At 36.0% G+C, this 24,587-nt stretch carries 16 protein-coding genes; 5 read left to right on the top strand and 11 right to left on the bottom strand.

The features are described 5' to 3' along the window. Positions 1-11 precede the first annotated feature (11 nt). The 5 genes from JJQ60_RS10405 to JJQ60_RS10385 all read left to right on the top strand — a co-directional run bounded on the left by JJQ60_RS10405 (position 12) and on the right by JJQ60_RS10385 (position 14,635). The gene (locus JJQ60_RS10405; protein WP_201919376.1) at positions 12-2,963 is read left to right on the top strand and encodes a T9SS type A sorting domain-containing protein; all 2,952 of its coding nucleotides are present in this window, start codon (positions 12-14) and stop codon (positions 2,961-2,963) included. Between the two features lie 476 nt (positions 2,964-3,439). After that, a complete protein-coding gene (locus JJQ60_RS10400) occupies positions 3,440-5,098 on the top strand; it encodes a tetratricopeptide repeat protein (protein ID WP_201919374.1) in 1,659 nt (552 codons plus the stop codon). A 354-nt stretch (positions 5,099-5,452) separates the two neighbouring features. Further along, positions 5,453-12,973, top strand: a complete 7,521-nt coding sequence (locus JJQ60_RS10395) for a BspA family leucine-rich repeat surface protein (RefSeq protein ID WP_201919372.1) — start codon at positions 5,453-5,455, stop codon at positions 12,971-12,973. 91 nt (positions 12,974-13,064) lie between these two features. After that, a complete protein-coding gene (locus JJQ60_RS10390) occupies positions 13,065-13,754 on the top strand; it encodes a fibronectin type III domain-containing protein (protein WP_201919371.1) in 690 nt (229 codons plus the stop codon). A gap of 203 nt (positions 13,755-13,957) precedes the next feature. Further along, the gene (locus tag JJQ60_RS10385; RefSeq protein ID WP_201919370.1) at positions 13,958-14,635 is read left to right on the top strand and encodes a carboxylesterase family protein; all 678 of its coding nucleotides are present in this window, start codon (positions 13,958-13,960) and stop codon (positions 14,633-14,635) included. A gap of 33 nt (positions 14,636-14,668) precedes the next feature. On the opposite strand, the gene JJQ60_RS10380 is transcribed toward JJQ60_RS10385, so the two are convergent. From JJQ60_RS10380 to serS, 11 genes are all read right to left on the bottom strand, one after another. Beyond that, complete coding sequence (locus JJQ60_RS10380; RefSeq protein WP_201919369.1) at positions 14,669-15,154, bottom strand: hypothetical protein; 486 nt, start codon at positions 15,152-15,154, stop codon at positions 14,669-14,671. A 25-nt stretch (positions 15,155-15,179) separates the two neighbouring features. Beyond that, positions 15,180-16,268: a Gfo/Idh/MocA family protein gene (locus JJQ60_RS10375; RefSeq protein ID WP_201919368.1), complete on the bottom strand. Its 1,089-nt coding sequence runs from the start codon at positions 16,266-16,268 to the stop codon at positions 15,180-15,182. Between the two features lie 11 nt (positions 16,269-16,279). Continuing rightward, a complete protein-coding gene (locus JJQ60_RS10370) occupies positions 16,280-16,762 on the bottom strand; it encodes a GNAT family N-acetyltransferase (RefSeq protein WP_201919367.1) in 483 nt (160 codons plus the stop codon). A 24-nt stretch (positions 16,763-16,786) separates the two neighbouring features. After that, on the bottom strand, positions 16,787-17,152 hold the full coding sequence (locus JJQ60_RS10365) for a cupin domain-containing protein (RefSeq protein ID WP_201919365.1): 366 nt from the start codon (positions 17,150-17,152) through the stop codon (positions 16,787-16,789). 14 nt (positions 17,153-17,166) lie between these two features. Then, the gene (locus JJQ60_RS10360; protein WP_201919363.1) at positions 17,167-17,562 is read right to left on the bottom strand and encodes an acyl-CoA thioesterase; all 396 of its coding nucleotides are present in this window, start codon (positions 17,560-17,562) and stop codon (positions 17,167-17,169) included. A 125-nt stretch (positions 17,563-17,687) separates the two neighbouring features. Further along, entirely contained in the window at positions 17,688-19,037 is a 1,350-nt protein-coding gene (gene mgtE / locus JJQ60_RS10355) for a magnesium transporter (protein ID WP_201919362.1), read from the bottom strand. Between the two features lie 166 nt (positions 19,038-19,203). After that, positions 19,204-20,070: a 16S rRNA (adenine(1518)-N(6)/adenine(1519)-N(6))-dimethyltransferase RsmA gene (gene rsmA / locus JJQ60_RS10350; protein WP_201919360.1), complete on the bottom strand. Its 867-nt coding sequence runs from the start codon at positions 20,068-20,070 to the stop codon at positions 19,204-19,206. Further along, complete coding sequence (locus JJQ60_RS10345) at positions 20,071-20,469, bottom strand: hypothetical protein (protein ID WP_201919358.1); 399 nt, start codon at positions 20,467-20,469, stop codon at positions 20,071-20,073. Next, entirely contained in the window at positions 20,469-20,777 is a 309-nt protein-coding gene (locus JJQ60_RS10340; RefSeq protein ID WP_201919356.1) for a DUF4286 family protein, read from the bottom strand. Before JJQ60_RS10340 ends, JJQ60_RS10345 begins: the two co-directional genes overlap by 1 nt. Positions 20,778-21,003: 226 nt before the next feature. Further along, positions 21,004-22,791 carry a tetratricopeptide repeat protein gene (locus JJQ60_RS10335; protein ID WP_201919354.1) on the bottom strand — a complete coding sequence of 596 codons (1,788 nt, stop codon included), beginning with the start codon at positions 22,789-22,791 and terminating at the stop codon, positions 21,004-21,006. Between the two features lie 109 nt (positions 22,792-22,900). Continuing rightward, on the bottom strand, positions 22,901-24,172 hold the full coding sequence (gene serS, locus JJQ60_RS10330; RefSeq protein ID WP_201919352.1) for a serine--tRNA ligase: 1,272 nt from the start codon (positions 24,170-24,172) through the stop codon (positions 22,901-22,903). Positions 24,173-24,587 lie beyond the last annotated feature (415 nt).

Genomic DNA, 24,587 nt, shown 5'->3' with positions numbered 1-24,587 from the left:
AACCCCATTATATGAAAAGACTTTTACGTATTTCAGCTATAATCTGCTTCTTATCCACAATGCAATCACAAGCGCAAACCAATAATCAAGTTAACGGCGCTAACATAATTCCTGATCAAAATAGTGTAGGGACAAGTACTCCTGAACCTTATGATGCAAGTGAGGTGTATAATCCTGGTTCTCAAATAACAAGTGGGGATTGGAATTTTATTTTTGGCCCGGGAGCAGGAGGAAATTTAACTTCCAGCTTAAGGAATATACTAATTGGTGGTTTGGCGGGAGCCAATTTAGATGGTGATATTGATAATACCATCATAGGTGTGTTTACTGCTGATCAAACAACAAACAGTTTTGATAATGTATACATAGGTAATTCTGTTGCAAGATATAATAGCGCTGGAGATAATGTGATTATTGGGCAAGAGGCTGGTATGAATTTGACCCAAGGCAATGATAATACAATTATTGGTGAAGAAGCAGGAAAAGATCTAACAACCGGTGATCGTAATGTATTCATAGGAGAAGATACAGGAAAAAATACCACTACAGGATCTGATAATGTATTTATAGGCAGGTTTGCAGGTATTGATAATACTACTGCGAGTGGAAATACCTTTATGGGAGGAAGATCTACTACTACAATACATACTGCACTCCAAAATATCGATAATTCTTATGATATTTCTTCTGCAGGAGAGGCTAGTGGATCTGATAATACTACAGGATTAGGAAATACATTTCTTGGAGCAGGTTCCGGACAAGATAATACTATTGGTGGAGCAAATACTTTTTTGGGGTACGATGCAGGTGCAAATAGTACCAATTCTCATGGAAATACGTTTGTAGGCTATGGGGCAGGTTTTGATAATAATAGAGTTAGAGGTACCAACGACTCCAATAGAAACACCTATGTAGGGGCTACCGCTGGTGGAAGTAATAGATATGGTTCTGATAATGTTGGTGTAGGTTGGAATGCCGATTTTCTGGATTTAGGATCATCGGGATCGGCAAGAAATGAGCGCAATGTTTTTATGGGGAGTGCTGTTAAAATACAAGGGACTGAAAAAGTAGTCATCGGGCATAATGCAGAAGCAAGAGGAAGAAATATAGGTGCCATAGTTATAGGGGCATTGAGTAAAGTAAACCAACCCTATTCTATAGTATTAGGGCATAATGTGAATGTAACAACCAGAAACACCATGGCGCTGGGTGGTAATACCACAACCAATAGGGTAAGTGTAGGTATTGGTACGGTTGCAGCGAATCAAAATGCTTCTCTTGAATTAGCAGATACGGATAAAGGTTTTTTAGTAAATAGAGTAACAACCGCGCAACGAACTGCTATGGAAACAGCAGCAGCAAGTGGAAATCCTTTAGGGGTTTCTGATGCCGGATTAATGGTTTATGATACCGATGTGGCAAATCTTTTTGTTTGGAATGGAACGGCATGGGTAAGCACAGCTTCTTCGAATACAGACAATCAAGATCTGGATTTATCAGGAAACACCTTAAGTTTAACTAACGATGCTACCGATGTAGATTTATCGAAATATCTGGACAATACAGATGCGCAAGGAATATCATTAGTCACCAATACGTTGCGTATTTCTGGTAATGCTTCTACAGTAGATCTTTCAGGTTATTTGGATAATACCGATACTCAAGACTTAACCTTATCAGGTGATGCTTTGAGTCTAACTAACGATGCTACCGATGTAGATTTATCGAAATATCTGGATAATACAGATGCGCAAGGCATCTCATTAGCCACCAATACATTGAGTATTTCTGGAAATACTTCTACAGTAGATCTTTCCGGCTATTTAGATAATACCGATGCCCAAGACTTAACCTTATTGGGTGATGCTTTGAGCTTAACCAACGATGCAACTACCGTAGATTTATCAAAATATCTGGACAATACCGATGCGCAAGGAATATCATTAGTCACCAATACGTTGCGTATTTCTGGTAATGCTTCTACAGTAGATCTTTCCGGCTATTTAGATAATACCGATGCTCAAGACTTAACCTTATCGGGTGATGCTTTGAGCTTAACCAACGATGCAACTACCGTAGATTTATCGAAATATCTGGACAATACAGATGCGCAAGGAATATCATTAGTCACCAATACGTTGCGTATTTCTGGTAATGCTTCTACAGTAGATCTTTCCGGTTATTTAGATAATACCGATGCACAAGATTTAACCTTATCGGGTGATGCTTTGAGTCTAACTAACGATGCTACTGATGTAGATTTATCGAAATATCTGGATAATACTGATGCGCAAGGAATATCATTAGTCACCAATACGTTGCGTATTTCTGGTAATGCTTCTACAGTAGATCTTTCAGGTTATTTGGATAACACCGATGCGCAAAGACTAAGTCTTACTAATGGAAACTTAAGTATTTCAGGAGGAAATACTATTGATCTTTCCGTATTACAGGATGGAGTAGGAACAGATAATCAAAATCTTACTTCGGTTACACTAACGAATAATCGGTTAACCCTTGGGATCGAGAATGGAAATGTAGTAACGGTAGACTTATCACCAGTGGTAGCATCTTTAGAATCCGATCTTACAGATGCTCAAAGCGAAATTGAAAGTTTACAAAATCAAATGACAGCGTTAGAGTCTAGATTAGAAGCGTTAGAAAGTTGTGCTTGTGATACTACAGGGAGTATTAATAAAGGTAATACACCGATTTTATACCAAAATATTCCAAATCCGTTTAACGGGACCACCTCAATCAAGTATTATTTGCCTACAGGGATTACGAATGCTTCAGTGGTATTTAGCAGTTCGATTGGTCAATTGGTATCCACAGTTGCGCTCAAACAAACAGGTGACGGAGAATTATATATCAATAGCGAAGGATTAGCATCTGGAACGTATTTCTATACTTTATATGTGGGAAGTCAAAAAATAGATACTAAGAAAATGGTGATCGAATAATGTTTTGAGATCATTTAATATACTTAAACAAAAAACCATTCATTCAATTGAGTGGTTTTTTTGTTGATTTTCTTATTCCTTAAAAGGTTTTATGGGGTCAGGCTAGTAAGTAACCTTTCCGCGTATATAGATCGCATCTCTACACAACCATGTTATCGATCAACGGTATCCGGATATCCACCAGCGGTATGGGGTAACCCGTCCGCGCACCTATTTTCTCGATCAACGGCACTTGCATATCGATCAGCGGCATAGGGTGACCCTCCCGCGCTGCGCGGATGGATAAAAGGCATGCGCGGGTCAGTAATAATGGTTGTTGTGCATATCTCATTATTTTTGAAATAGAGAATTGAAATTTAGTCGTGTGTACTTACTTAGTTTCTGTTATAGAGGTTGCAAAAAGGTTATATTATGGTTGCAAAGATATTATGATGTATTTTTGAAGTGAAACCAACGTGTTACCAAAAAACGATCTATTGAAAATAACATCCATATACATAAGTGTCTTCTTGCTTTGCTTTTCGATGTATTCGCAATCTCATGATAGTCTTGCGAATATATTAAAACATAAAATAAAAATAGCAACTACCGATTCTGCCCGGATTGATTATAAGATTAAACTGGTAAAACAAATGCACTGGTTTGATGTAGATACCTCTAGAATAATCCTTAATGAGGTATTAGCATTTTTAAAAGATAATCAAGAGGGGTACTATTACCAAAAAAGTAATGCCGAGGCACTCAACTATCTAGGTATTTTAGAAAATAAACAGGGTAATGCCGAGAAAGGATTATCTAACTATCTTGAAGCTTTAGACATCAGTCAAAGTATAAAGGACTCTGTTACCATTGGATTGGCTTTACATAATCTAGGGATGTTTTACAGACGCCAAAAAGAGTATAAAAAATCAAAACAATATTTTAAAGAAGCTATTGCGATTAAAGAAAAGTTGGAAGATGTTGAAAGTTTAGCCGTATCCCATCATATGTTAGCGGTTACATACTATACCAATAAACAAAATGATTCTAGCCTTATTCATGTTCTAAAAGTAAAAGCATTACCCTGTTCAAAAAACAGAATAGCTAAGGTTAATGGCGGTTTAGCTGCAATTTATTACAGTAACAAAGAGTTTGATAAGGCTATTGCGATTTATAAAGAAAATGTAGGGATTTCAAAGAATATACAGGATAAGAGTGAATTAAGCATTAGTTACCTAAATGTTGCCGTATTGTATAATGCACTTAAAGAGTATGATAAAGCTCTACCCTATCTAGATAGTGCCATAACAGTTGCTAAAAAGCTGAAGCATAAAGAATTGTTACTCAAGCAATATTATAGCAGAAGTAACCTTAATGAAACAAGAAAGGAGTATCAGCAAGCATTACAAGATTATAAAATCTATAAGACCTATAATGATTCTGTTAATAATATAGAAAAAGCGAAGCGCACCACAGCGTTAGAACTCAATTATAAATTTGAAAAAGAAAAACAAGCCGATCAACTACGTTTAGAAAGTGAAACCGCTAAAAAACGATTGTATCTTATCTTGTTTGCCATAGCAATGGTTTTGGGGGGCATTATTTTTTGGTTGACTAGAAAAAATGCAAAACATCGTATCGCATTGTCCAAAAGTAAATTACAAAAAGAACAGCTCGAAAAGGTGAAGGCAGAGCTTGCTCTGGTTACTAAAGAAAAAGAACTTAAAAGAGTAGTGGTCGATAACTCAATACGTCAAGAAGTTCTCAACAAAACTTTAGGTGAGATTCGTGAAATTATCAAATTAGAAAATGAAAAAGAACGTGTTAAGGCATTACATTCGCTGTCGGCTTCCTTACTTTCAGAAAGAGCCACCAAAAAAACAACTACTGATTTACAATCCTATCTAAATAAAGTAAGTTTGGATTTTAAAGTGATTCTAGATAAGCAATTCCCCCAATTAAAAGAGAAAGAAAAAGAACTACTCTGTTTAATGACTTTGGGACTCAACTCAACAGAGATTAGTAAACTGCAAAGTACTACAGTTTCGGCCATAAAATCTTCCCGATCTCGTATCCGAAAAAAAATAGGGGTCGACTCCAAAAAAGATATTATTGAGTTTATTAAGAAAGCAGGTAGTACTGATCCAAGGAATTGATTATTGGGTTTATAGATTTCGATAGACAAATGGTTTGGTTACGCTACAATAAAGAAACACTTGATGAGCCTGTAAACAGAATGTATTAATTCTGTCAGATCAAGTAATTTTCAGAAGTGAGAACGAATGAAAATTGTATCGAGATCTTAAAATGTAAACCTGCTTCAAATTATCCTGTCGCATTATCACGTCAATTCATATTTTAACACTCCTTGCAACCCCTGTATAGCAGTATTTTTCTTAAAATAATCTTAATTTTGCCCACGATTTTATGTTGAATCTACCAACCTATGGGTTGAAGCTTTCAATCAAAATCAAGCTCAAAAATCTAGTATAACAAGAACATACCCCCTTATGAAGCACTTTTACATTGCACTATTTTTTATGGTTAGTTTTGTGAACTTCTCGAACGCGCAAAACGAATTTATTACTACCTGGCAAACCACTACTGCCAACGAATCAATTACCATCCCTACTACAGGAACCGGATATAATTATACGGTAGATTGGGGTGACGGCACAATCGAAACTGGATTTACAGGAGACGCTACACATAATTATGCTAATGCGGATACATATACAGTTAAGATTTTAGGGGATTTCCCCAGAATTTATTTTGATGCAACTGGAGATAAAGACAAGATTCTATCTATTGAGCAATGGGGAACTATTGCTTGGGAAAGTATGCGAAATGCTTTTTGGGGATGTAGAAATTTGCGTTATAATGCTACAGACGCACCTGATTTATCTCAAGTAACTCGTTTAGGTAGAATGTTTAATGATTGTGTAGCTTTTGATGCTACCGATTTATCCAATTGGGATGTAAGTAACATTGAGGGAATGAGCTTTACGTTTTCTAACACCCCAGAGTTTAATGGTAATATTACCAATTGGAATGTAAGCAAAGTAACCAGTTTTTTGAACATGTTTGGAGATGCCAGAAAGTTCAATCAAGATATTTCTAACTGGACCATTAACACTTCAGAATTTGTGAACATGACAGGAATGTTTGCAGGAGCAAGATCGTTTGATCAACCTATTGATAAATGGGATGTAAGTATGGTAAATAACATGAGAGATATGTTCTTAGGTGCTAATAATTTCGACAGATCATTAGGGTCATGGGACATTAGTAACATTCTTGACATGTCTGGAATGTTAAGCAATTCAGGGTTATCACCTACTAATTATGATGCTACAATAACTGGATGGGCAAGTTTAGATGCAGGGGAAACACAAGTACCATCCAATATTGTATTAAATGCTGATAGAGTAAGCTATTGTGAAGCATTAAATGCAAGAGATACTTTAACAGATATCAATACATTAAATTGGACAATTACAGATGGAGGAATCGCTTCTGGCTGTGCTGAAACCGATTTCTTTGTCACTACCTGGCAAACTACTACAGCCAATGAAAGTATCACCATACCTACTAATGGTTCTGGATATGACTATAGAGTAAATTGGGGTGATGGAACTGTTGAAAGCGGACTTACAGGAAATGCAACCCACGAGTATGCTACTGCGGGAACATATACAGTAAAAATTACAGGAGATTTCCCTAGAATATATTTTAATAATAATGCAGAGGCTGATAAAATACTGACTGTTGAGCAGTGGGGAACCATCGCATGGGAAAGCATGGAAAATGCATTCGAGGGTTGTGCTAATCTTAAATTAAATGCTGATGATGTACCAAATTTATCTGCAATTAATTCTACAATCAACATGTTTAAAGATTGTACCAATTTTGAAGACTTGAAAGACAAAATTGGAGATTGGAATATGGTTACAAGTACAAATATTTCAAATATGTTTGAAGGATGTACAGTTTTTAATGAAAATATTGGAGATTGGGATACAAGTGGGGTATTCTTTATGGATGCCACTTTTGCATCAGCTACTTCATTTAATCAAGATATTAGTAATTGGGATACTAAAAATATTGCTTTCTTTAGAAATACATTTAATGGCGCAACCGCTTTTGATCAAAATTTAGGTAATTGGAATTTGAGTGGAGTGCAGTTTTTTATGACTGATATGCTATTAAATTCTGGGATATCACAAGCTAATTATGATGCTACATTGATAGGATGGGCTCGATTAGATGCTGACGAAACAAAAATTCCAAATAATGTACGATTTAGTACTAATGCAACATATTGTTTAGGAAAAGAAGCAAGAGATATCCTAACAGGTGCGCCAAATAACTGGACAATTAATGATGTAGGAACCACTTGTTCCGAAACTGATTTCTTTATTACCACTTGGAGGATAGATAGCAATAATGAAGAAATAGCGCTTCCTGTTGTAGATACAGGACTTGATTTTAAAGTAGACTGGGGTGATGGTATCATTACAAATGAAACGGAAGAAGCCTATCATACCTATGCAAACGCTGGTACATATACCATTCGTATTTATGGTAATTTTAATCATATGCGTTTTAATGGTAATGCGGATAGCCGAAAAATTCAAACGATCGAGCAATGGGGAAGTAACAAGTGGACTTCTATGGAAAGTGCATTTAAGGGTTGTGGATCCTTAGAAATAAATGCAACCGATGCTCCTGATCTTAGCGATGCAACCTCCATGGAGAGTATGTTCGAAGATGGATCCTGTATTGATAATGGTGGAAATATAGGAAATTGGAATGTAAGTACCATTAGCTCAATGAATAGTATGTTTCGTAATGCTTTTATGAATGAGAATATCAATACTTGGAATGTTAGTAGTGTAAAGAGTATTGATCATATGTTTCAGGCTTGTGAAGATTTTAATTATCCTTTGGATCAATGGGTTACTACGAATCTAGAATCAGCAATAGAAACTTTTGCTGATGCGAAGTCTTTTGATCAATCATTAGGGGATTGGGATATTAGTAATGTGTCAGATTTTACAGATATTTTTACTAATGGTACGGGTATGTCTGATCAAAATTATGATGTTACACTTATCGGTTGGGCGACGTTGGAAAGTGGAGAATCTCTTTCTTTAAATGTTTCCTTTGGAGCTGGAAATCTAAAATTTTGTTTAGGAGAATCAGCTAGAAATCTATTAACATCATCAACATATAACTGGTCAATTACTGATGGTGGTTTTGGATGTGATTTTACAAATGCCTTTATCACTACGTGGCAAACCACTACAGCTAATGAATCGATTACCATACCAACTACAGGTAGTGGGTACAATTATGCAGTAGATTGGGGAGATGGAGTCGTTGAAAATGGATTTACAGGAGATGCTACACACCAATATACCACAGCTGGAACATATACTGTAAAAATTACCGGAAATTTCCCAAGGATTTTCTTTAATGATGGGGGAAGTAAAAATAAAATTTTAACTGTAGAACAATGGGGCACTATAGCTTGGCAATCTATGGCGCAAGCCTTTAATGGTTGTGCTAATCTTAAATTAAATGCCACCGATACTCCTAACCTTAGTGCAGTTATTACTACCCGACGAATGTTTGCGAAAAACACCAATTTTGAAGATTTACAAGATATTATAGGTACCTGGGACACCGGAAATGTAGAAGATATGAATGCGATGTTCATTCAATCTGGTTTTAATCACGATATCGGAAATTGGGATGTATCCAAAGTAAGAAATTTTGATGCGATGTTTTATGTATGTCCAAATTTTGATCAGAACTTAGGGAATTGGGATATTAGTGAAGCCGTAACCATGAGATCTTTTATCACAACAAATAGTTTGGCTACCAATAATTTTTCCACAGAAAATTATGATAAAACATTACAAGGATGGGCAACATTGGATGCGGGAGAAACCAGAATTCCTCGTGATGTAAATGTATCTATCGATCTTACCCGATATTGTGATGCTTTTGTAGAACGATTTCAGTTAGTAAACGATTATAACTGGAGAATTTCTGATTTGGGATTAGGATGCCCAGAGGATGAAAAATTTATCACTACTTGGCAAACTACTACTGCTAATGAAACCATTACCATACCTACTGTTAGCGGTGAATCGTATCGTTATGTGGTTGAATGGGGGGATAATACCGTAGAAGCAGTAACCACAGATACAGCGCCATCACATACCTATACGAATGCAAGAAATTATACCATAAAGATTACGGGCAACTTTCCTAGAATCAACTTTAATAACACTGGAGATAAAGATAAAATAAGATCGATTGAACAATGGGGAAGTATACAATGGATTTCTATGGCAAATGCTTTTAGGGGATGTACTAATCTGAAATTAAATGCTGATGACGTTCCAGATTTGACTCTTGTTACTTCCTTGTATAGAACATTTTTAGGTTGTACAAGTCTTGAAGATTTAAAAAACAATATAGGTACTTGGAATCTAGAGAACGTAACTACCATATCCAGTCTATTTGAAGATACACCGTTTAACGAAAACATCAATGGTTGGAATGTAAGTAAGGTTGAAGACTTTTCTAGTATGTTTAAAAATAATACGGAATTTAATCAACCTTTAAATAACTGGAATACTGAGAAAGCGAATGATCTAACCAATATGTTTGATGGAGCAACAGCTTTCAATCAACCTATTGGAATGTGGAATGTGGCACTGGCACAATATTTTGATTTTATGTTCCTAAATGCAACTACTTTTGATCAAAATCTTGCAGCATGGGATATAAGTAATACAAGCAGGGATTCAATGGATGGTATGCTTATAGGTTCGGCAATGTCTCAAACAAATTACGACGCTACACTGATAGGTTGGGCAACCTTAGAAACTGGAGAAACAAGAATTCCGGCAGATGTAAAATTAGATGCTAGTACTTTTTATTGTTTAGGAGAAACTGCAAGAAACACCCTAACTAGTGCTCCTTATGATTGGACAATTAACGATGCAGGAAAAGGTTGTCCCGAAGATTTCTTTATTACTACCTGGCAAACTACTGTGGCTAATGAAGCTATTACCATACCTACTACAGGGAGTGGATACGATTATACAGTAGATTGGGGAGATGGTATGGTTGAAAGTGGAGTTGCAGGAGATGCAACTCACCAATATGTAACTGCAGGAATTTATACTGTAAGGATTATTGGAGATTTTCCTAGGATTAGCTTTAGATTTAATTTTGAAAACCAAGAGAAAATCTTATCCGTTGAACAATGGGGAGTACAACAATGGACTTCCATGGAAGGTGCTTTTTCACGTTGTAGTAATTTGGTAATCAATGCAATTGATGCTCCAGATCTTAGTTTGGTAAGCAGTATGCGATGGATGTTTGAACAAACTACTGCTTTGGTAGATAATGGTGGTAACATGAGGAATTGGGACGTAAGTACCGTTGAAATGATGACTTCATTGTTCAGCCGCTCAAACTTTAACGAAAATATAGATTCATGGAATGTAACCAACGTAAAGAATTTCTCATCTATGTTCTTTAGGAATGTTCGTTTTAATCAAAATCTTAATTCCTGGAATACAGCTATGGGAGAACGTTTCGGTTCTATGTTTGATGGGGCGACTGCGTTTAATGGTAATATCTCAAATTGGGATACAGGCGAAGCAACAAGTTTTGCAAATATGTTTAGAGATGCTATTGCATTTAACCAGGATATCAGCGGATGGGATACAAAGAATTTAGGTAATATCAATAATACTTTTGAGAGAGCCACAGCTTTTGATCAGGACTTAGGAGATTGGGATATCAGTTCTGTAATAGAAAATACGAACTCAATTCAGCATATGTTTAGTAATTCGGGTATGTCTACTGAGAATTATGATGCTACGTTAATAGGTTGGGCTAGATTAGATGGTGGAGAAACTAAAATTCCGGTTGGAGTAATTTTTCATGCAGAAGGAATACCGTATTGCTTAGGAGAAACAGCTAGAAATACCCTAACGAGCGCTCCGTACAATTGGACAATTGCAGATGGAGGAAAAGGTTGTCCTGAGGATTTCTTTATTACTACCTGGCAAACTACTACAGCTAATGAATCTATTACCATACCGACTAAGGATTCAGGATATAACTATAGGATAGACTGGGGAGATGGAACTATAGAGACCGGTTTTACGGGCGATGCTATGCATCAATATGCAACCGCAGGAACGTATACTGTAAAGATCGTTGGAGATTTTCCTAGAATCAACTTTGATAACACTGGAGATAAAGACAAAATAAGATCAATAGAACAATGGGGAAATATACAATGGACCAGCTTTAGAGAAGCCTTTTATGGTTGTGAGAACTTGAAGTTAAATGCTGATGATATTCCAGATTTTACACAAGTTACTGAATTAACCAGTATGTTTGGAGAATGTACAAATTTTGAGGATCTTAAAGATACTATTGGTTCCTGGGATATGTCTACTATAGAGTATATTCATGGTATGTTCTATGAGTGTTCTATTTTTAACGAAGATATTAGTGGTTGGGTATTTACGAATCTTTTAAGAACGGATTCTGCTTTTGAAGAAGCTTTCGCATTTAATCAGGATATTTCTAATTGGAATATGGCCACGGTTACAGATATGGCATATATGTTTTATAATGCTACTTCATTCAACCAGCCTGTTGGTAATTGGACCTTAGGAACTGTAGAATATATGTATGCTATGTTTTACGGAGCTACTTCTTTTAACCAGGATTTGAGTAATTGGGATTTTAGTCAAGTTCAAGATATAGAAGAATTATTTGAAGGTGCATCATCCTTTGATCAGGATCTATCCAATTGGGATATTTCAAGTGTTACAAATATGAAAAGGATATTTATAGGTTCTGGTTTATCCCAAGAAAATTATGATAAAACGTTGATCGGATGGGCAACCTTAGAAGCAGGAGAAACTCAAATTCCTTCTAATTTAACGTTAGATGCCGATGTAGCACACTGTTTAAGTGTCGATGCGGTAAATACGTTAACAAGTGCTCCTTATAATTGGACGATTAATGATGGAGGGTTAAGTTGCCCTACACCGGTGATTACATTGCTTGGTGGTAATCCTCAGACGATAATACAAGGCAATGTATATACCGAACTAGGAGCAGATGTAACCTATGGTGCCATGTTAACCATTGATGCTACACCCGTTAATGTAAATCAGCTGGGCATGTATACGGTTACCTATGATGCGACAAGTGCAAGCGGTGAAATGGCTACTCAAGTTACCAGAATAGTTAATGTAGTTGGAGCATGTCCAATCCTTAGTGTGCCGGCTAATAATTTTACAATAACTACGGCTAGCGAAACTTGTGTCGATAAAAATAATGGGATATTAAGCATAACGGCTACTACAGCATTAGCATATACCACTACAATCAATGGCATAGACTATAGTTTTACATCATCTTTAGAAGTAGGAGATTTACCACCAGGTACCTATCCGGTTTGTATTGGAGTTGATGGTTTTACCAATTGCGAGCAGTGTTTTGAAGCAGTGATCCAAGACGCAGAAAGCTTAACAGGAAAGACCGAGCTCATTACCGAAACAGGAGCGGCAAAAGTAAACGTTGAGGTAACTACAGGTACTGCTCCGTATATAGCGCGAATTAATGATGAGGTTATAGGTGAGTACACTACAAAGACTTTTACTGTAGATGTGCAACATGGCGATGAATTGATTATATCATCTAAAGTTGAGTGCGAAGGGAAATTATTTACCAAAGTAAATCTGATTAATGAAATGCGTATTGCTCCAAACCCAACTCAAGGAAATACCACACTCTTTATTCCAAATGGTGCGAGTACTCAGATACAGGTAGCAATGTATAATGCCTTAGGAGTTTTGGTTTCTTCTGATGAGTATACTGTAACATCTGGACAATTAATATTACCAATGGAACGATTGCCAGAAGGGGTCTATTTTATTACAGTGAATAAAGGAGAAGTATTTAAAATTATAAAACAATAAAAAGATAACCTTATATCGGTCATGTTACCAAACTGGCCCTGAATGTAATCAAAGGGCCTTATGTGAAAGTAATGAGTTCAAAAAATAAGAGATGAAAAAAGTATATCTATATATCGCAATACTATGTACTGTATTTCTAGTTTCCTGTGAAGCAGATGATGATGTGATAATTCCTATATTCAATCAGTCTCCTGAGGCACCTAAACTGGTATTTCCGAGTAATAATTTAACATGTGCAAGTACTGATTTAGAGTTTGCCTGGAACACCGCTACCGATCCCGATGGAGATACGGTGAGTTATGTAATCGAGATCGCTGCTGAACCCAGTTTTAATACGATATTGTTTACTTCGGTTACTTCGGCGGCAAACAAGGTATTCGATCTAGAAAAAGGGATTACCTATTATTGGCGAGTTAAGGCTAGCGATGATAAGGGTAACGACGGTGATTACTCAACAGTACAGAGTTTCTTTACCGAACCGGAAGCTTCAATAAATAGATTACCTGGTATTCCAGAGTTGATAAGTCCTGGTTCAGGAAATAGGGTAACGGGAAGCAGTATTACTTTAGATTGGGATGCTAATGATGCCGACGGAGATTCTTTGACGTATGACGTGTATTTTGGAATTAGTGATTCCCCTTCTTTACTAGAAGAAAATAGTACGACTTCTCAAATAGAAGTATCAGTATCAACAGGGATAACATATTATTGGCGAGTAGTCGTGAAAGATAGCAATCAAAATGCTACGATGGGCCAGATATGGAATTTTAGAACAGAATAGCTTATATCAGAATATAACGGAAAGTAAGGGGTCCGTGGGATTATTTATGAAGCTATGACCACTCAAGAGATTGAGTGGTTTTTTTATGTAATCAACTTTTGGAAGTTTAGGTTGAAGGATGATGACTACGTTAATTATTTCAAAAATGAGATATAGTTTTAACTCAAAAGCATATTTTTAAGTGTTTAGAAATTAGCCTAGTAATGAAAATTAAATATATAGTCCTCATTTCCTTTTTGACGTTTGCTTGGATAACCCAGGCCCAAGACCTCAAAAATGCCATACAAAGAAACTATAAAAATATTCCTTTTATCATAACCACACCAGACGATTATATTAAAAACAAAAAGTATCCTACTATTCTTTTTCTTCATGGAGGAGATCGATCAAATACCAAACACCACCCTTCAAAATATGCTTCCAAAGCAGGATTAGAATTTCCATTTATAGTAATTGCTCCTTCCTGTATTTCTGGATGTTCATGGTCTAACGTAGATCTTAAAGGGATTTTAAATCAAGCCAAAGATGAAGTATCCATAGATCCAAATAGAATCTATTTGGTTGGATATAGTATGGGAGGCGCAGGAACATGGGCAAATTTAAAAAAAATGAGTACATCACTTGCAGCAGCTACTCCTTTAGCACCGGCTGGGGGTTCAACTTCGGGCTTATGTGATGTAAAAAATCTGGCAATACGCGTTTACCATGGTACAGCAGACTATGGATATACGAATAGCAAGAAAATGATCAAAACACTTCAAGATTGTGGTGCCAATTCTGCCGAATTAATATCCTTAGAAGGTGAAGGTCATGGAATATGGCCCAGTATACTCTCAGACGCATCGTTTTATGAATGGCTATTGAGTCAATCCAGAAATTAAATAGTAAGAATACATTTGAGGAATTAAGAATTTTTAGAATAAACTAAGTTCTAAGTGTTCATTATCACCTAAAGAACCCCATGCAAATAATAACTCTGAGTATAATTGTCTGATTTCATCCAGCTTGCTCATGTCAAAACCCTTGGGAAACGGAATATTGTTCTCTGCAAGAATACTTTTCAAAGAGTCTATAAAAGCTGAATCTTCTCCAGAATTTGAAAACTCCACCAGTAATAAATTTACAATATGCTCGGTTTGAATTGCCGAAGCATCAAGGTTTTTGGGCTGAAGAGGTTCTGGACGTTTACCTTTTGGGAGCTCAAAGTCTGTAATATCATAACCCTTATTAAGAATTCCATAGAAAGCATTAGTAAACCCCATTACTTTTTCAACTGCATAATGCGCCAGGTCGTGAGTTTCTATACCTTTATGTAATTTTGACCAGGTAGTACTTTGATCATCACGAATGCATGTCAATATCGATGGTTTGGATATTCTTTTTTTTAATTGAATGATCATAAGTAACTAAAGTTATTTGTGAATTTTATTGAAGCACAATTTTTTCACCGCTACTTGCTGCTTGGTATATTGCTTCTACAATTCTAATATCTTTCATCCCCTCTTCACCAGGTACCAGAACAGAAGTATTGTTAATAATAGCTAAGGCATCATCATCCATTTGTTTAGCCTGTTGATTAGGTATGCTGTGGTTTAAAAGCACACCATCACTTGCTTTGCCTCGTATTCCGCCATACGCCTGAAAAGGCCTTAATCCATAGGATCCATTTTGACAATCTACTCTTAAAGTGTTCATGCCTGCACCAAAACTGGTTTTACATTTTGCTATAGCACCAGAGGGGAATTCAAGCGTAAAATGAGTAGTTTCATCAACTTCGGTATAGATTTTTGGTCTTTTGGTGGTATGTTCTGCTTTTAGCACAGCAATGGGTTCTTCGCCAGTTACATATCGGGTTGCATTTAAGGGATATACGCCCATATCATACATGGCTCCACCTCCGAGAGCTTTATTTTGTTTCCAATGATCAGATCGCGAATCATAATATCCAGCTTCAGCAGTAATGGTTTTTATTTTTCCATAAGGTTGCGTATTTGCCCATTTAATAATCTGTTGCGTATTAGGTTCATGTTGCATTCGATACCCTATAGAAAGTTTAACCTTGTTTTTTGTGCATGCATCTATAATAGCCTGACACTCTGAAGTTGTTCTGGCCATTGGTTTTTCACACCATACGTGTTTTCCTGTTTGGGCTGCTTTAATGGCATATTTAGCATGCAATCCTGTGGGAAGCACAATATAAATGACATCGATATCCGGATTATCGGCAATACGATTCATATTTTGATAATTGTATACATTTTTGTCGAGAATACCATATCGCTTCTGCCATTTGGGAATTTTCCAAGGGCTTCCGGTTACTATCCCCGTAAGTTTGCAATGTTTTGTGAGTTGCAATGCCGGAGCCAAAAGATCTGTACTATAATAGCCCAATCCAACGAGGCATACCCCAAGTGGTTTTTGACTGGTGCTAGAATATAAATTAGAATACGGGAGCATACTATACCCCAATAATAAGCCCGTATTTTTGATAAAGGTTCTACGATTTAAACCCATGACAATACGTTTTAAATTTCTCTGTACATGATATATGCATCTACATATCCTAAGGAGGAATGTTTATACCCTTTAGGTATGGTTCCGATAATTTCAAAATTATATTTTTGCCAAAGCTTTACTGCAGCAATATTTGTGCTTACCACAATATTAAACTGCATTGCTTTATATCCCATTTCTTTTGCATTCTGAAGAGAATGTTCGCATAGCATTTTGCCTGCTCCTTTGCCATGATAATTAGGATGAACCATATAACTGCAATTCGCAATATGTGATCCTAGGTCTATTTGATTGGGTTTTATGATATAGGTTCCTATTACTTTTCCTTGTTCTTCTAAAACATAGGTTTTCATGTATGATGCAAACCAATGTTTGGTTAGGTCTTTTTTTTGAGTTTGGGGATCAAAAACATAGGTGTCTCCTGTCTTTATAACCTTTTCAAAGATCTCCCAAATCGTATCGTAATCTTTTGGTGTTGCTTCTCGAATCTTCATTTTGAACACAAAAGAAATTAAACATTAGATGTCAATATATTGAGATACGGTTCGCTCATTTACTAACTCGCCGGTATGTTTAGTACTGGCTTTTTCAAAAAGAAGCACATGAACTTCTTCATTATCTTTAGTAGATGGACAGTGCTCAACCCCCTTAGGTACAACAATAAGCTCTCCTGGATGTACTGTTACCGTTTTGTCTCTAAATTTCATGTACAATGTACCTTTTATCACCTGAAACAGCTCATCTTCATGATCATGCTTATGCCATACAAAATCACCAATAAGTTTTGCTAAATATATTTGATTATCATCTACCATGGCAATACGATGTGGGTGCCATTGTTTATCAAATTTTGATAATTTTTCTTTGATGTTGATTGCTTCCATATGGATTAACTGTTTTAAACAAACAAGTTACTTATTTCATCTGTGATGCGTATAGGTCTTAACGTTTCTTTAGAAAGTAAACACCACATGGTCTTGGCAGACGCTAATACTTTTTGAGTATGGGCGTTAATGATTTTGGTATGGCGCTCGCTTTTTACTCCTCTATGGTGATCGATCCAGGTGTGTAGGGTAATGGTATCGTTTTCAAAAGCGGGATGATGATATTCGATATAATGATTTAGGACTACCCAAACATAGGTGTTTCTAATTTCGGTATTGGTTTTAGACTCCCAATGTTTTTTTGCTATATCCTGTATCCATTGCAGATAAACTACGTTGTTTACATGATCCATATCATCGATTGCAGATTTTGGAACTGTAAATGTATATTCGAAAACTTTGGATTGCATGTATTGAAGTGTTTATGGATTAAATGTACAATAATTTTAATCTCAGGCAGTGATTGCAACGGCAGCTTTTACAAACTTTGATAAATGGTTTGTAAAACTATAGTGAAAAGCACGGTTCAGCCTGCCTAAAATCCTAAAATAAGCTTCGCAATAGAAAAGAATAGAAAAATCCCAAAAATATCATTACTTGTTGTTATAAAGGGGCCGGTTGCAATTGCAGGGTCAATACCTCTTTTATCTAAAATGATCGGGACAAAGGTTCCTACAAGGGCTGCTACAATAATAACACACAACATTGAAATGGCTATTGTAAAACTAAAGATAAGATCCATTCCGTCAAAAAAACCAAAAAGTATAACTAATATACCTAGAGTAATCCCGCTGATTAAACTTAGGCTTATTTCTTTAAGTAATCGATTAAAAAGACTTCCTTTTACGATATCGTTGGCTAAACCTTGCACAATAATTGCACTGGATTGTACACCCACATTTCCTGCCATAGCGGCTATAAGTGGAGTAAAGAAAAAGAGTTCTTTATATTTTGCAAGGGCTTCTTCGTAACCTTCCATAATGAAGACACTACCAAGTCCTCCAAAGAGACCAAGAATAAGCCAGGGCAATCGAGCTCTTGTCAGCTCCCAAACGCTATCATCGGCTTCTACATCCTGAGAGATACCCGCTGCTAATTGATAATCTTTTTCGGCTTCGTCTTTAATAAAATCTACCATATCATCGATAGTCACACGACCTACCAATAGCCCATCATGATCCACCACGGGAATGGCTTCTAGGTCATATTTTTGCATGATACGAGCCACTTCTTCTCCTTCGGTATCTACATTTACATAATCCACTTTAGGAATATAAACTTCGCTAATATGGGTTTTGGTAGAAGCGGTTAGTAAATCTTTAAGCGATAATCGTCCTTTTAATTTTCCTTCTTTATCGGTTACATAGATAGAATGTACCCGGGTTACATTTTCTGCTTGTCTTCGCATTTCGCGAACACATCCGGCAACGGTCCAGGTTTCTTTTACTTTTACCAATTCTTTTGCCATAAGTCCCCCTGCAGTATCTTCTTCATATGTAAGCAGCTCTTTAATATCTTCTGCATGCTTCTCATCTTCAATTTCGGCAATTACTTCTTCTGCGATTTCATCAGGTAACTCTGCAACGACATCGGCTGCATCATCGGTATCCATTTCTTCTAACTCTTCTGCAATTTCTTTTACGGAGAGGTTATCGAGAATGCGTTCACGAAAATCTTCTTCTAACTCCATCAAGGCTTCAGAAGTTTTTTCGCTATCTAATAATTTGATGATATAGGTGGCGTCGGCAAGATTAAGTTCGCTAAGGATTTCTGCGATATCAGCAAAGTGAATTTCATCGAGTATTTGGCGTAAGCGAACATCACCTTCTATCTGAATGAGGTGCTGTACTTGTTCGATTAGCTCTGTGGTTACCTGAAATTGCATAGCCAATATTTTTAGTGATCCCTTGCGCAAGCGCTCACAAAGATAACCAAAGAATTTAATTAGAGAGACTATGGTTTTAAAACTCGCAAATGAGGATTTTAAATCATTTAGTTCAAACTATCCTTTTGAAGAAAGAGATCTAAATTATGCCAATAGTAAAATGAATTTATCCATTCATATTTTGGATAAGAAGCGTTAATTCTATAAACTGATCAACACCTAATTGTTCTGGTCGCTTATTGAAAATATCTAACTCTTTTGTTTGGTCTGTAAGTTGAAAAGTTTTAAGACTGTTTCTTAGGGTTTTTCGGCGTTGACCAAATGAAGATTTTACGACTTTAAAAAACAATTTTTCATCGCAAGGCAAAGTGGGGTTGCCTTTTCGAATTAATCGTAATACACCGCTGTCTACCTTAGGCGGAGGATTAAAAACACCAGGCGGAACGGTAAATAAGTATTCTGCCGTATAAAATGCTTGCACGAGTACTGAAAGAATTCCGTACGTCTTGTTTCCTTCTTTTTCGCAAATGCGTTGTGCTACTTCTTTTTGAAACATCCCAGTAAACTCTGGAATGCGATCTCTATTTTCTAAAGTTTTAAAAACGATTTGTGAAGAAATATTGTATGGAAAATTACCGGTAATGGCAAATTGCTCGTTGTCGAATAATGTATTTAGATCGAATTTCAGGAAATCGGCTTCCAAAACTTGGAAAGAAGAGTTTTTGCGTATGGTTGCATTATGCTCTAATTGAAAACTGGTGTTTAGGTAGTCAATCGATTCGTTATCCAGATCCATGGCTACTACATCGAGTTCTTTTTGAAGAATGTATTTAGTAAGCACTCCCATTCCCGGACCAATTTCGATCACATTTTTGTATCCATTGAGGGTAAGGGTATCTCCAATTTTTTTGGCAACATTTTCATCTTTTAGAAAATGTTGCCCAAGGTGTTTTTTGGCCCGAACAGCAGTTTTTTCAGGTTTTTGAGTGTAATTTGGTGTATTATGTTTATTTTTTTTGTGTTTGGAGGACATCTAAACTTCTTTATTTAATGGTTTGATTTTTTTCAAAATCATACTTTCGATTTCGGTTTGATCTTTTTTCTTAAGCCAAGAAAGCTCCAGATCAATCTTTTCCCCATTTTTGGTTACGATATAAGGTTCAGAACCTCCTTTTGATGGAAAATAGTTTTCTATCTGTTCGTATTCAGTAATTAACTCATTTATAGTTATAGTACTATCACAGAGTTGAATAGTGGGTTTACTATACCTAAAGGATATATAACTAAAAACGAGAGCAATGAATACCAATAATAAAGTGGTTGTAGTTGAAATATTGACAAAAAAATTAAGTACGAAAACTGAAATTGATATACCTATGAGAGAGCCTAAGGCCTTGATAATATATAATACTGTTGGCTTAAAAGTTTTCATTAATGTTCACTCACAATTTCTAATTCGGTTCTAAAGGCTACAAATTTACCGGCAAACCGATCTGCTTCTGCTCTTAATCGATTGGCATCCTGATCATAATATTGTTGCAAGGTTTCTTTACTGTTTGTTGTATATTGAACAGAATAGGTGATACCACCCATTTCTTCTTCAACCAGCACTTTGGTCATTAAAGCCTTTGTGAATTTACCCGTAGAAAGCATATCAGGAATGTGCTCATCTTTCATCCAGGTTAGCCATTCGTCATGAACGTTTTCTTCAATATTTATAGTAACGTTGTATATGTACATTGTAAGGTGTTGATCTTATTAATGAAAGCAAAGGTAGTAAACTAAGGTGAGTTCGATATAAGAAAACCTTGTCAGTTTGAGTGTTTTTGCGGCGACAAAAATATATCGCAAACAAGAGGTTTTGACTCAAAAGCCTTGTCATCCTGAGCGTGTCGAAGAATCGATACAATTTTTCCTCCATACTCATTACGAAAAATCACTCAATTTGGCAGCTTTTAACGATATTCTAATTTATTGCATCCCCGCGGAGGGCGCGGTATTTTTTTCTGGCATTTACAAAAAAGATACTATCGGCATGGTTAAAAATGATCTTTTCGTATAATTCTTTTGCTTTTTCGGGTGCTCCTAGTTCGTTAACATACAATTCAGCTAACCAATAATAGGCATCATCTGCCAAAATATCATCGTTATAAAATTCAATAATTTTTAAATAGTTAACCTTCGCTTTTTCGAATTGTTTTTCTGCTTCATATAATTTTGCCTGTCTCAGAAAAGCTTCGTCTTCTATTTTTTCTCCCCGATGTTGGGTTAAGATTTTTTCATACATGGCGATTGCTTCCTCATTTTTATTCTGAAAAGCCAAAAGATCTGCCTTAGCAAAGATTTTGAGTGCGGTTTGTGTAGAATCTTCCAAAGAATTATCGCTAATAATAAGACTAAGTTCCATGGCGTCATTTGCAATGAGTTGCGAGGTAGAGGATTTTAGAACATCAAGCTGTGTCTGCGCCCATTTAAAATCACCTTTATAATAACTGGTTTTAGCAACTTTAAATCGTGCATCTTGTGCTAAAAAATTATTTTTTAAGGCATTCTGAACTTGGGTGTAATAGATCAAGGCCTGATTAAACTTTTGATCCAAAACCAAGATATCGGCAATTTTCATTTTAATTCGCGACGATTGAAACCTGGATAAGCGCTCTCGTTTAATAATATCCTTTAAAAAACGAATGGCCTCTTGTTTTTGATCTTGATTAAAAGCTAAAAAATGTGCATAATCAATTTGTAAGCCTATGGTTTCTCTTGATTTTCCGTACTCGGTAAATACGGCATTGTATTGTTCTACAATGGATTTATACTCTTTTTTATTGGCATTATCTACCTTGGCTTTGAGAATAATCTTATGAGCCGTAAGTTTTAGATCTCTAGACACTGGGGTTTCCAGAATATAATTAAGAATTTCTGTAGCAGATTTAATATCTTTTTCAGAAATAGCAATTCTTGCTAAATCAATAATCCCTTGTGGCCCTTCTTCTTTACGTTTATAAATGGCTTTTTCTTGCACAAATGCTTTTTTATACTCTTTTTGTTGAATAAAAAGCCAGCTTAGCATTTCATTGTATAAGATATCTGGATTTTGCTGAAGCCTCTTGATTAGTAATTTTCTAAAAATTACGTTAGCCTCGTTTGAAGGATCATTAGAGATATAATCACTAAAATTTCGTTGTACTATATTGATGTAGTTGGGTTGTACCTGTAGTAATGATAGGTAGCTACCAAACATTTTTTCGAGCTTACCTTGTTCGCCATATATTTTGGCCAACTGCACATTAAAATTTGCCCTGGGATTATTTTCCATTCCCTTTTCATATACTAATGCCGCTTCATCTAATAAGCTATATTTTTCAAAAGTTTGTGCCAGAGAATACGCGTGGTTTACATTACTGTTTTCAAATGCTTTTATCGCTTTATCATAGTACAAACGGGCTTGTTCTGGTTTTCCTTGAAGATCATAGTGGTGTCCCAGTTCTACAATAATCTGTGCGTTATTAGGATTTTTTTCTACTCTGCGTAACAAGATTTTTTCAGCTTCGTTAAATTGTTCTAATTGCTGAAAAGATTCTACTAAACCTAATAAATAGCTATTGCGATTCGGATTTTTATTATAAAGCTTCTGATAAATCGAAAGCGCTTTCTCGTACTGCCCTTGTTGCATATAGTTTTTTGCCAACTGCTCTGATTGAGAGAATGCCGAAAGCGTTAGAAATAAACTTATGTATAAAAAGACAAAGCGCATTTTGCAAGTTTTTTTGTAAATATAGCAAAATGCGCTTTAGTAGTATGTTATCGATACCTTAATCTATGAAGCATCTTTCCGTATTTTTCCCTTCAAAGAGAAACTTGTTTTAATCTATATACTCAAATCCACAATATGGTACTAAAACCTCAGGGATTTTAATGCCTTTTGGAGTTTGATAATTTTCCAAAATACCGGCAAGTACTCTTGGTAATGCTAGTGAGCTTCCGTTAAGAGTATGAGCAAGTTGTTTTTTCCCTTCTTTGCTTTTAAAACGCAATTTTAAGCGATTGGCCTGAAACGATTCAAAATTGGATACAGAACTGATTTCTAACCATCGGTCTTGTGCTGTAGAAAATACCTCAAAATCATAGGTCAGGGCAGAAGTAAACCCGATATCTCCACCGCACAGGCGTAAGATACGATACGGTAATTTTAATTCTCTCAGAATATCTTTAACATGTTCTACCATTCCGTCTAGAGCTTTGTAAGAGTTTTCTGGTTTTTCGATACGAACAATCTCAACCTTATCAAACTGATGTAAGCGATTTAACCCCCGAACATGAGCTCCATAAGAACCCGCTTCACGTCTAAAACAAGGAGTATATCCGGTACAACAAATAGGGAGATCACTTTCCTGAAGCAGATCATCTCTAAACATATTGGTTACAGGTACTTCTGCAGTTGGAATAAGATATAAATCATCACCAGTTACATGATACATTTGTCCTTCTTTATCTGGTAATTGTCCTGTACCAAACCCAGATGCCTCATTAACCAAATGCGGAACCTGGTATTCTTTATACCCCGCTTCGGCATTTTTATCCAGGAAATAACTAATCAAAGCACGTTGTAACCGAGCCCCTTTTCCTTTATACACCGGAAATCCGGCACCAGTGATTTTTACTCCCAATTCAAAATCAATGATGTCATATTTTTTGGCAAGTTCCCAATGTGGTAAAGCACCATCTTCTAGTTTTGGAATCTCTCCTTCTTTAAATACTTCTTCATTATCCTCATCACTTTGACCATCAGGTACAGAATCATGTGGTATGTTTGGGATCGTATATAGTAGCTCTGCAAGCTGTTCCTGAATTTCTGTTAGTTTGGCAGAAAGGTCTTTTGAATTTTCTTTGAGCTGAGCTGTTTTTTCTTTTAACAAATTTGCTTTTTGCTGTTCTCCATTTTTAAACAACATTCCAATTTCTTTAGAGAACTTATTAGAATCAGCTAGCGTATTATCTAGTTGGGCTTGCGTGGCACGACGATCTTCATCCAAAGCAATAACTTGGTCTAGAACCGGTGCTGCATCAAAATTACGCTTTGCTAAAGCTTTAATATACCTCTCTTTATTTGCTAAAATGTTTTGTACTACTAACATGATGTCTTATTTGGGCGATTACCGGGCTATTCGTTATATCTTTTTAGTTGTGCCCTTCGACAGGCTCATGGTACAACAAAAAAGGATGCCACTGCTATCCCTATCGCAATGAAGGAGCAAATTTAAAGAAAAGCTTGGTTTTTGAAAGGGTAATAAGAAAATTAATACCGATCAAAATTATATACTCAATTTTACAATACAATTGGCGTTATTAATCAACAATAGAAATAAACCGTGAATATTAAAAAAAAACATATTTTTGAAAATTATTCATAATCTATGTAAGTAAAACGAAAACATAAACACTAATCCTACTTACGATAACCTAATTACCCCGCCGCTTGGAAACAGTTAAATTCAATTTTTTTCAACTACTAATTTTATTTGGCTCTGTTCAAGGGATAATTTTTAGTCT

Origin of the sequence: Aquimarina mytili, from assembly GCF_016735115.1 — a bacterium.
GTDB classification, from domain to species: domain Bacteria; phylum Bacteroidota; class Bacteroidia; order Flavobacteriales; family Flavobacteriaceae; genus Aquimarina; species Aquimarina mytili.
The sequence above is the reverse complement of the archived record's forward strand: the minus strand, read 5'-3'. Positions and strand labels throughout refer to the sequence as shown.

What these genes read in the sequence shown, in the direction of transcription:
- JJQ60_RS10405 (WP_201919376.1), top strand. Translation starts at nt 12, where the DNA reads ATGAAAAGACTTTTACGTATTTCAGCTATAATCTGCTTCTTATCCACA.
- JJQ60_RS10395 (WP_201919372.1), top strand. Translation starts at nt 5,453, where the DNA reads ATGAAGCACTTTTACATTGCACTATTTTTTATGGTTAGTTTTGTGAAC.
- JJQ60_RS10390 (WP_201919371.1), top strand. Translation starts at nt 13,065, where the DNA reads ATGAAAAAAGTATATCTATATATCGCAATACTATGTACTGTATTTCTA.
- JJQ60_RS10385 (WP_201919370.1), top strand. Translation starts at nt 13,958, where the DNA reads ATGAAAATTAAATATATAGTCCTCATTTCCTTTTTGACGTTTGCTTGG.
- JJQ60_RS10380 (WP_201919369.1), bottom strand. Translation starts at nt 15,154, where the DNA reads ATGATCATTCAATTAAAAAAAAGAATATCCAAACCATCGATATTGACA.
- JJQ60_RS10375 (WP_201919368.1), bottom strand. Translation starts at nt 16,268, where the DNA reads ATGGGTTTAAATCGTAGAACCTTTATCAAAAATACGGGCTTATTATTG.
- JJQ60_RS10370 (WP_201919367.1), bottom strand. Translation starts at nt 16,762, where the DNA reads ATGAAGATTCGAGAAGCAACACCAAAAGATTACGATACGATTTGGGAG.
- JJQ60_RS10365 (WP_201919365.1), bottom strand. Translation starts at nt 17,152, where the DNA reads ATGGAAGCAATCAACATCAAAGAAAAATTATCAAAATTTGATAAACAA.
- JJQ60_RS10360 (WP_201919363.1), bottom strand. Translation starts at nt 17,562, where the DNA reads ATGCAATCCAAAGTTTTCGAATATACATTTACAGTTCCAAAATCTGCA.
- mgtE (WP_201919362.1), bottom strand. Translation starts at nt 19,037, where the DNA reads ATGCAATTTCAGGTAACCACAGAGCTAATCGAACAAGTACAGCACCTC.
- rsmA (WP_201919360.1), bottom strand. Translation starts at nt 20,070, where the DNA reads ATGTCCTCCAAACACAAAAAAAATAAACATAATACACCAAATTACACT.
- JJQ60_RS10345 (WP_201919358.1), bottom strand. Translation starts at nt 20,469, where the DNA reads ATGAAAACTTTTAAGCCAACAGTATTATATATTATCAAGGCCTTAGGC.
- JJQ60_RS10340 (WP_201919356.1), bottom strand. Translation starts at nt 20,777, where the DNA reads ATGTACATATACAACGTTACTATAAATATTGAAGAAAACGTTCATGAC.
- JJQ60_RS10335 (WP_201919354.1), bottom strand. Translation starts at nt 22,791, where the DNA reads ATGCGCTTTGTCTTTTTATACATAAGTTTATTTCTAACGCTTTCGGCA.
- serS (WP_201919352.1), bottom strand. Translation starts at nt 24,172, where the DNA reads ATGTTAGTAGTACAAAACATTTTAGCAAATAAAGAGAGGTATATTAAA.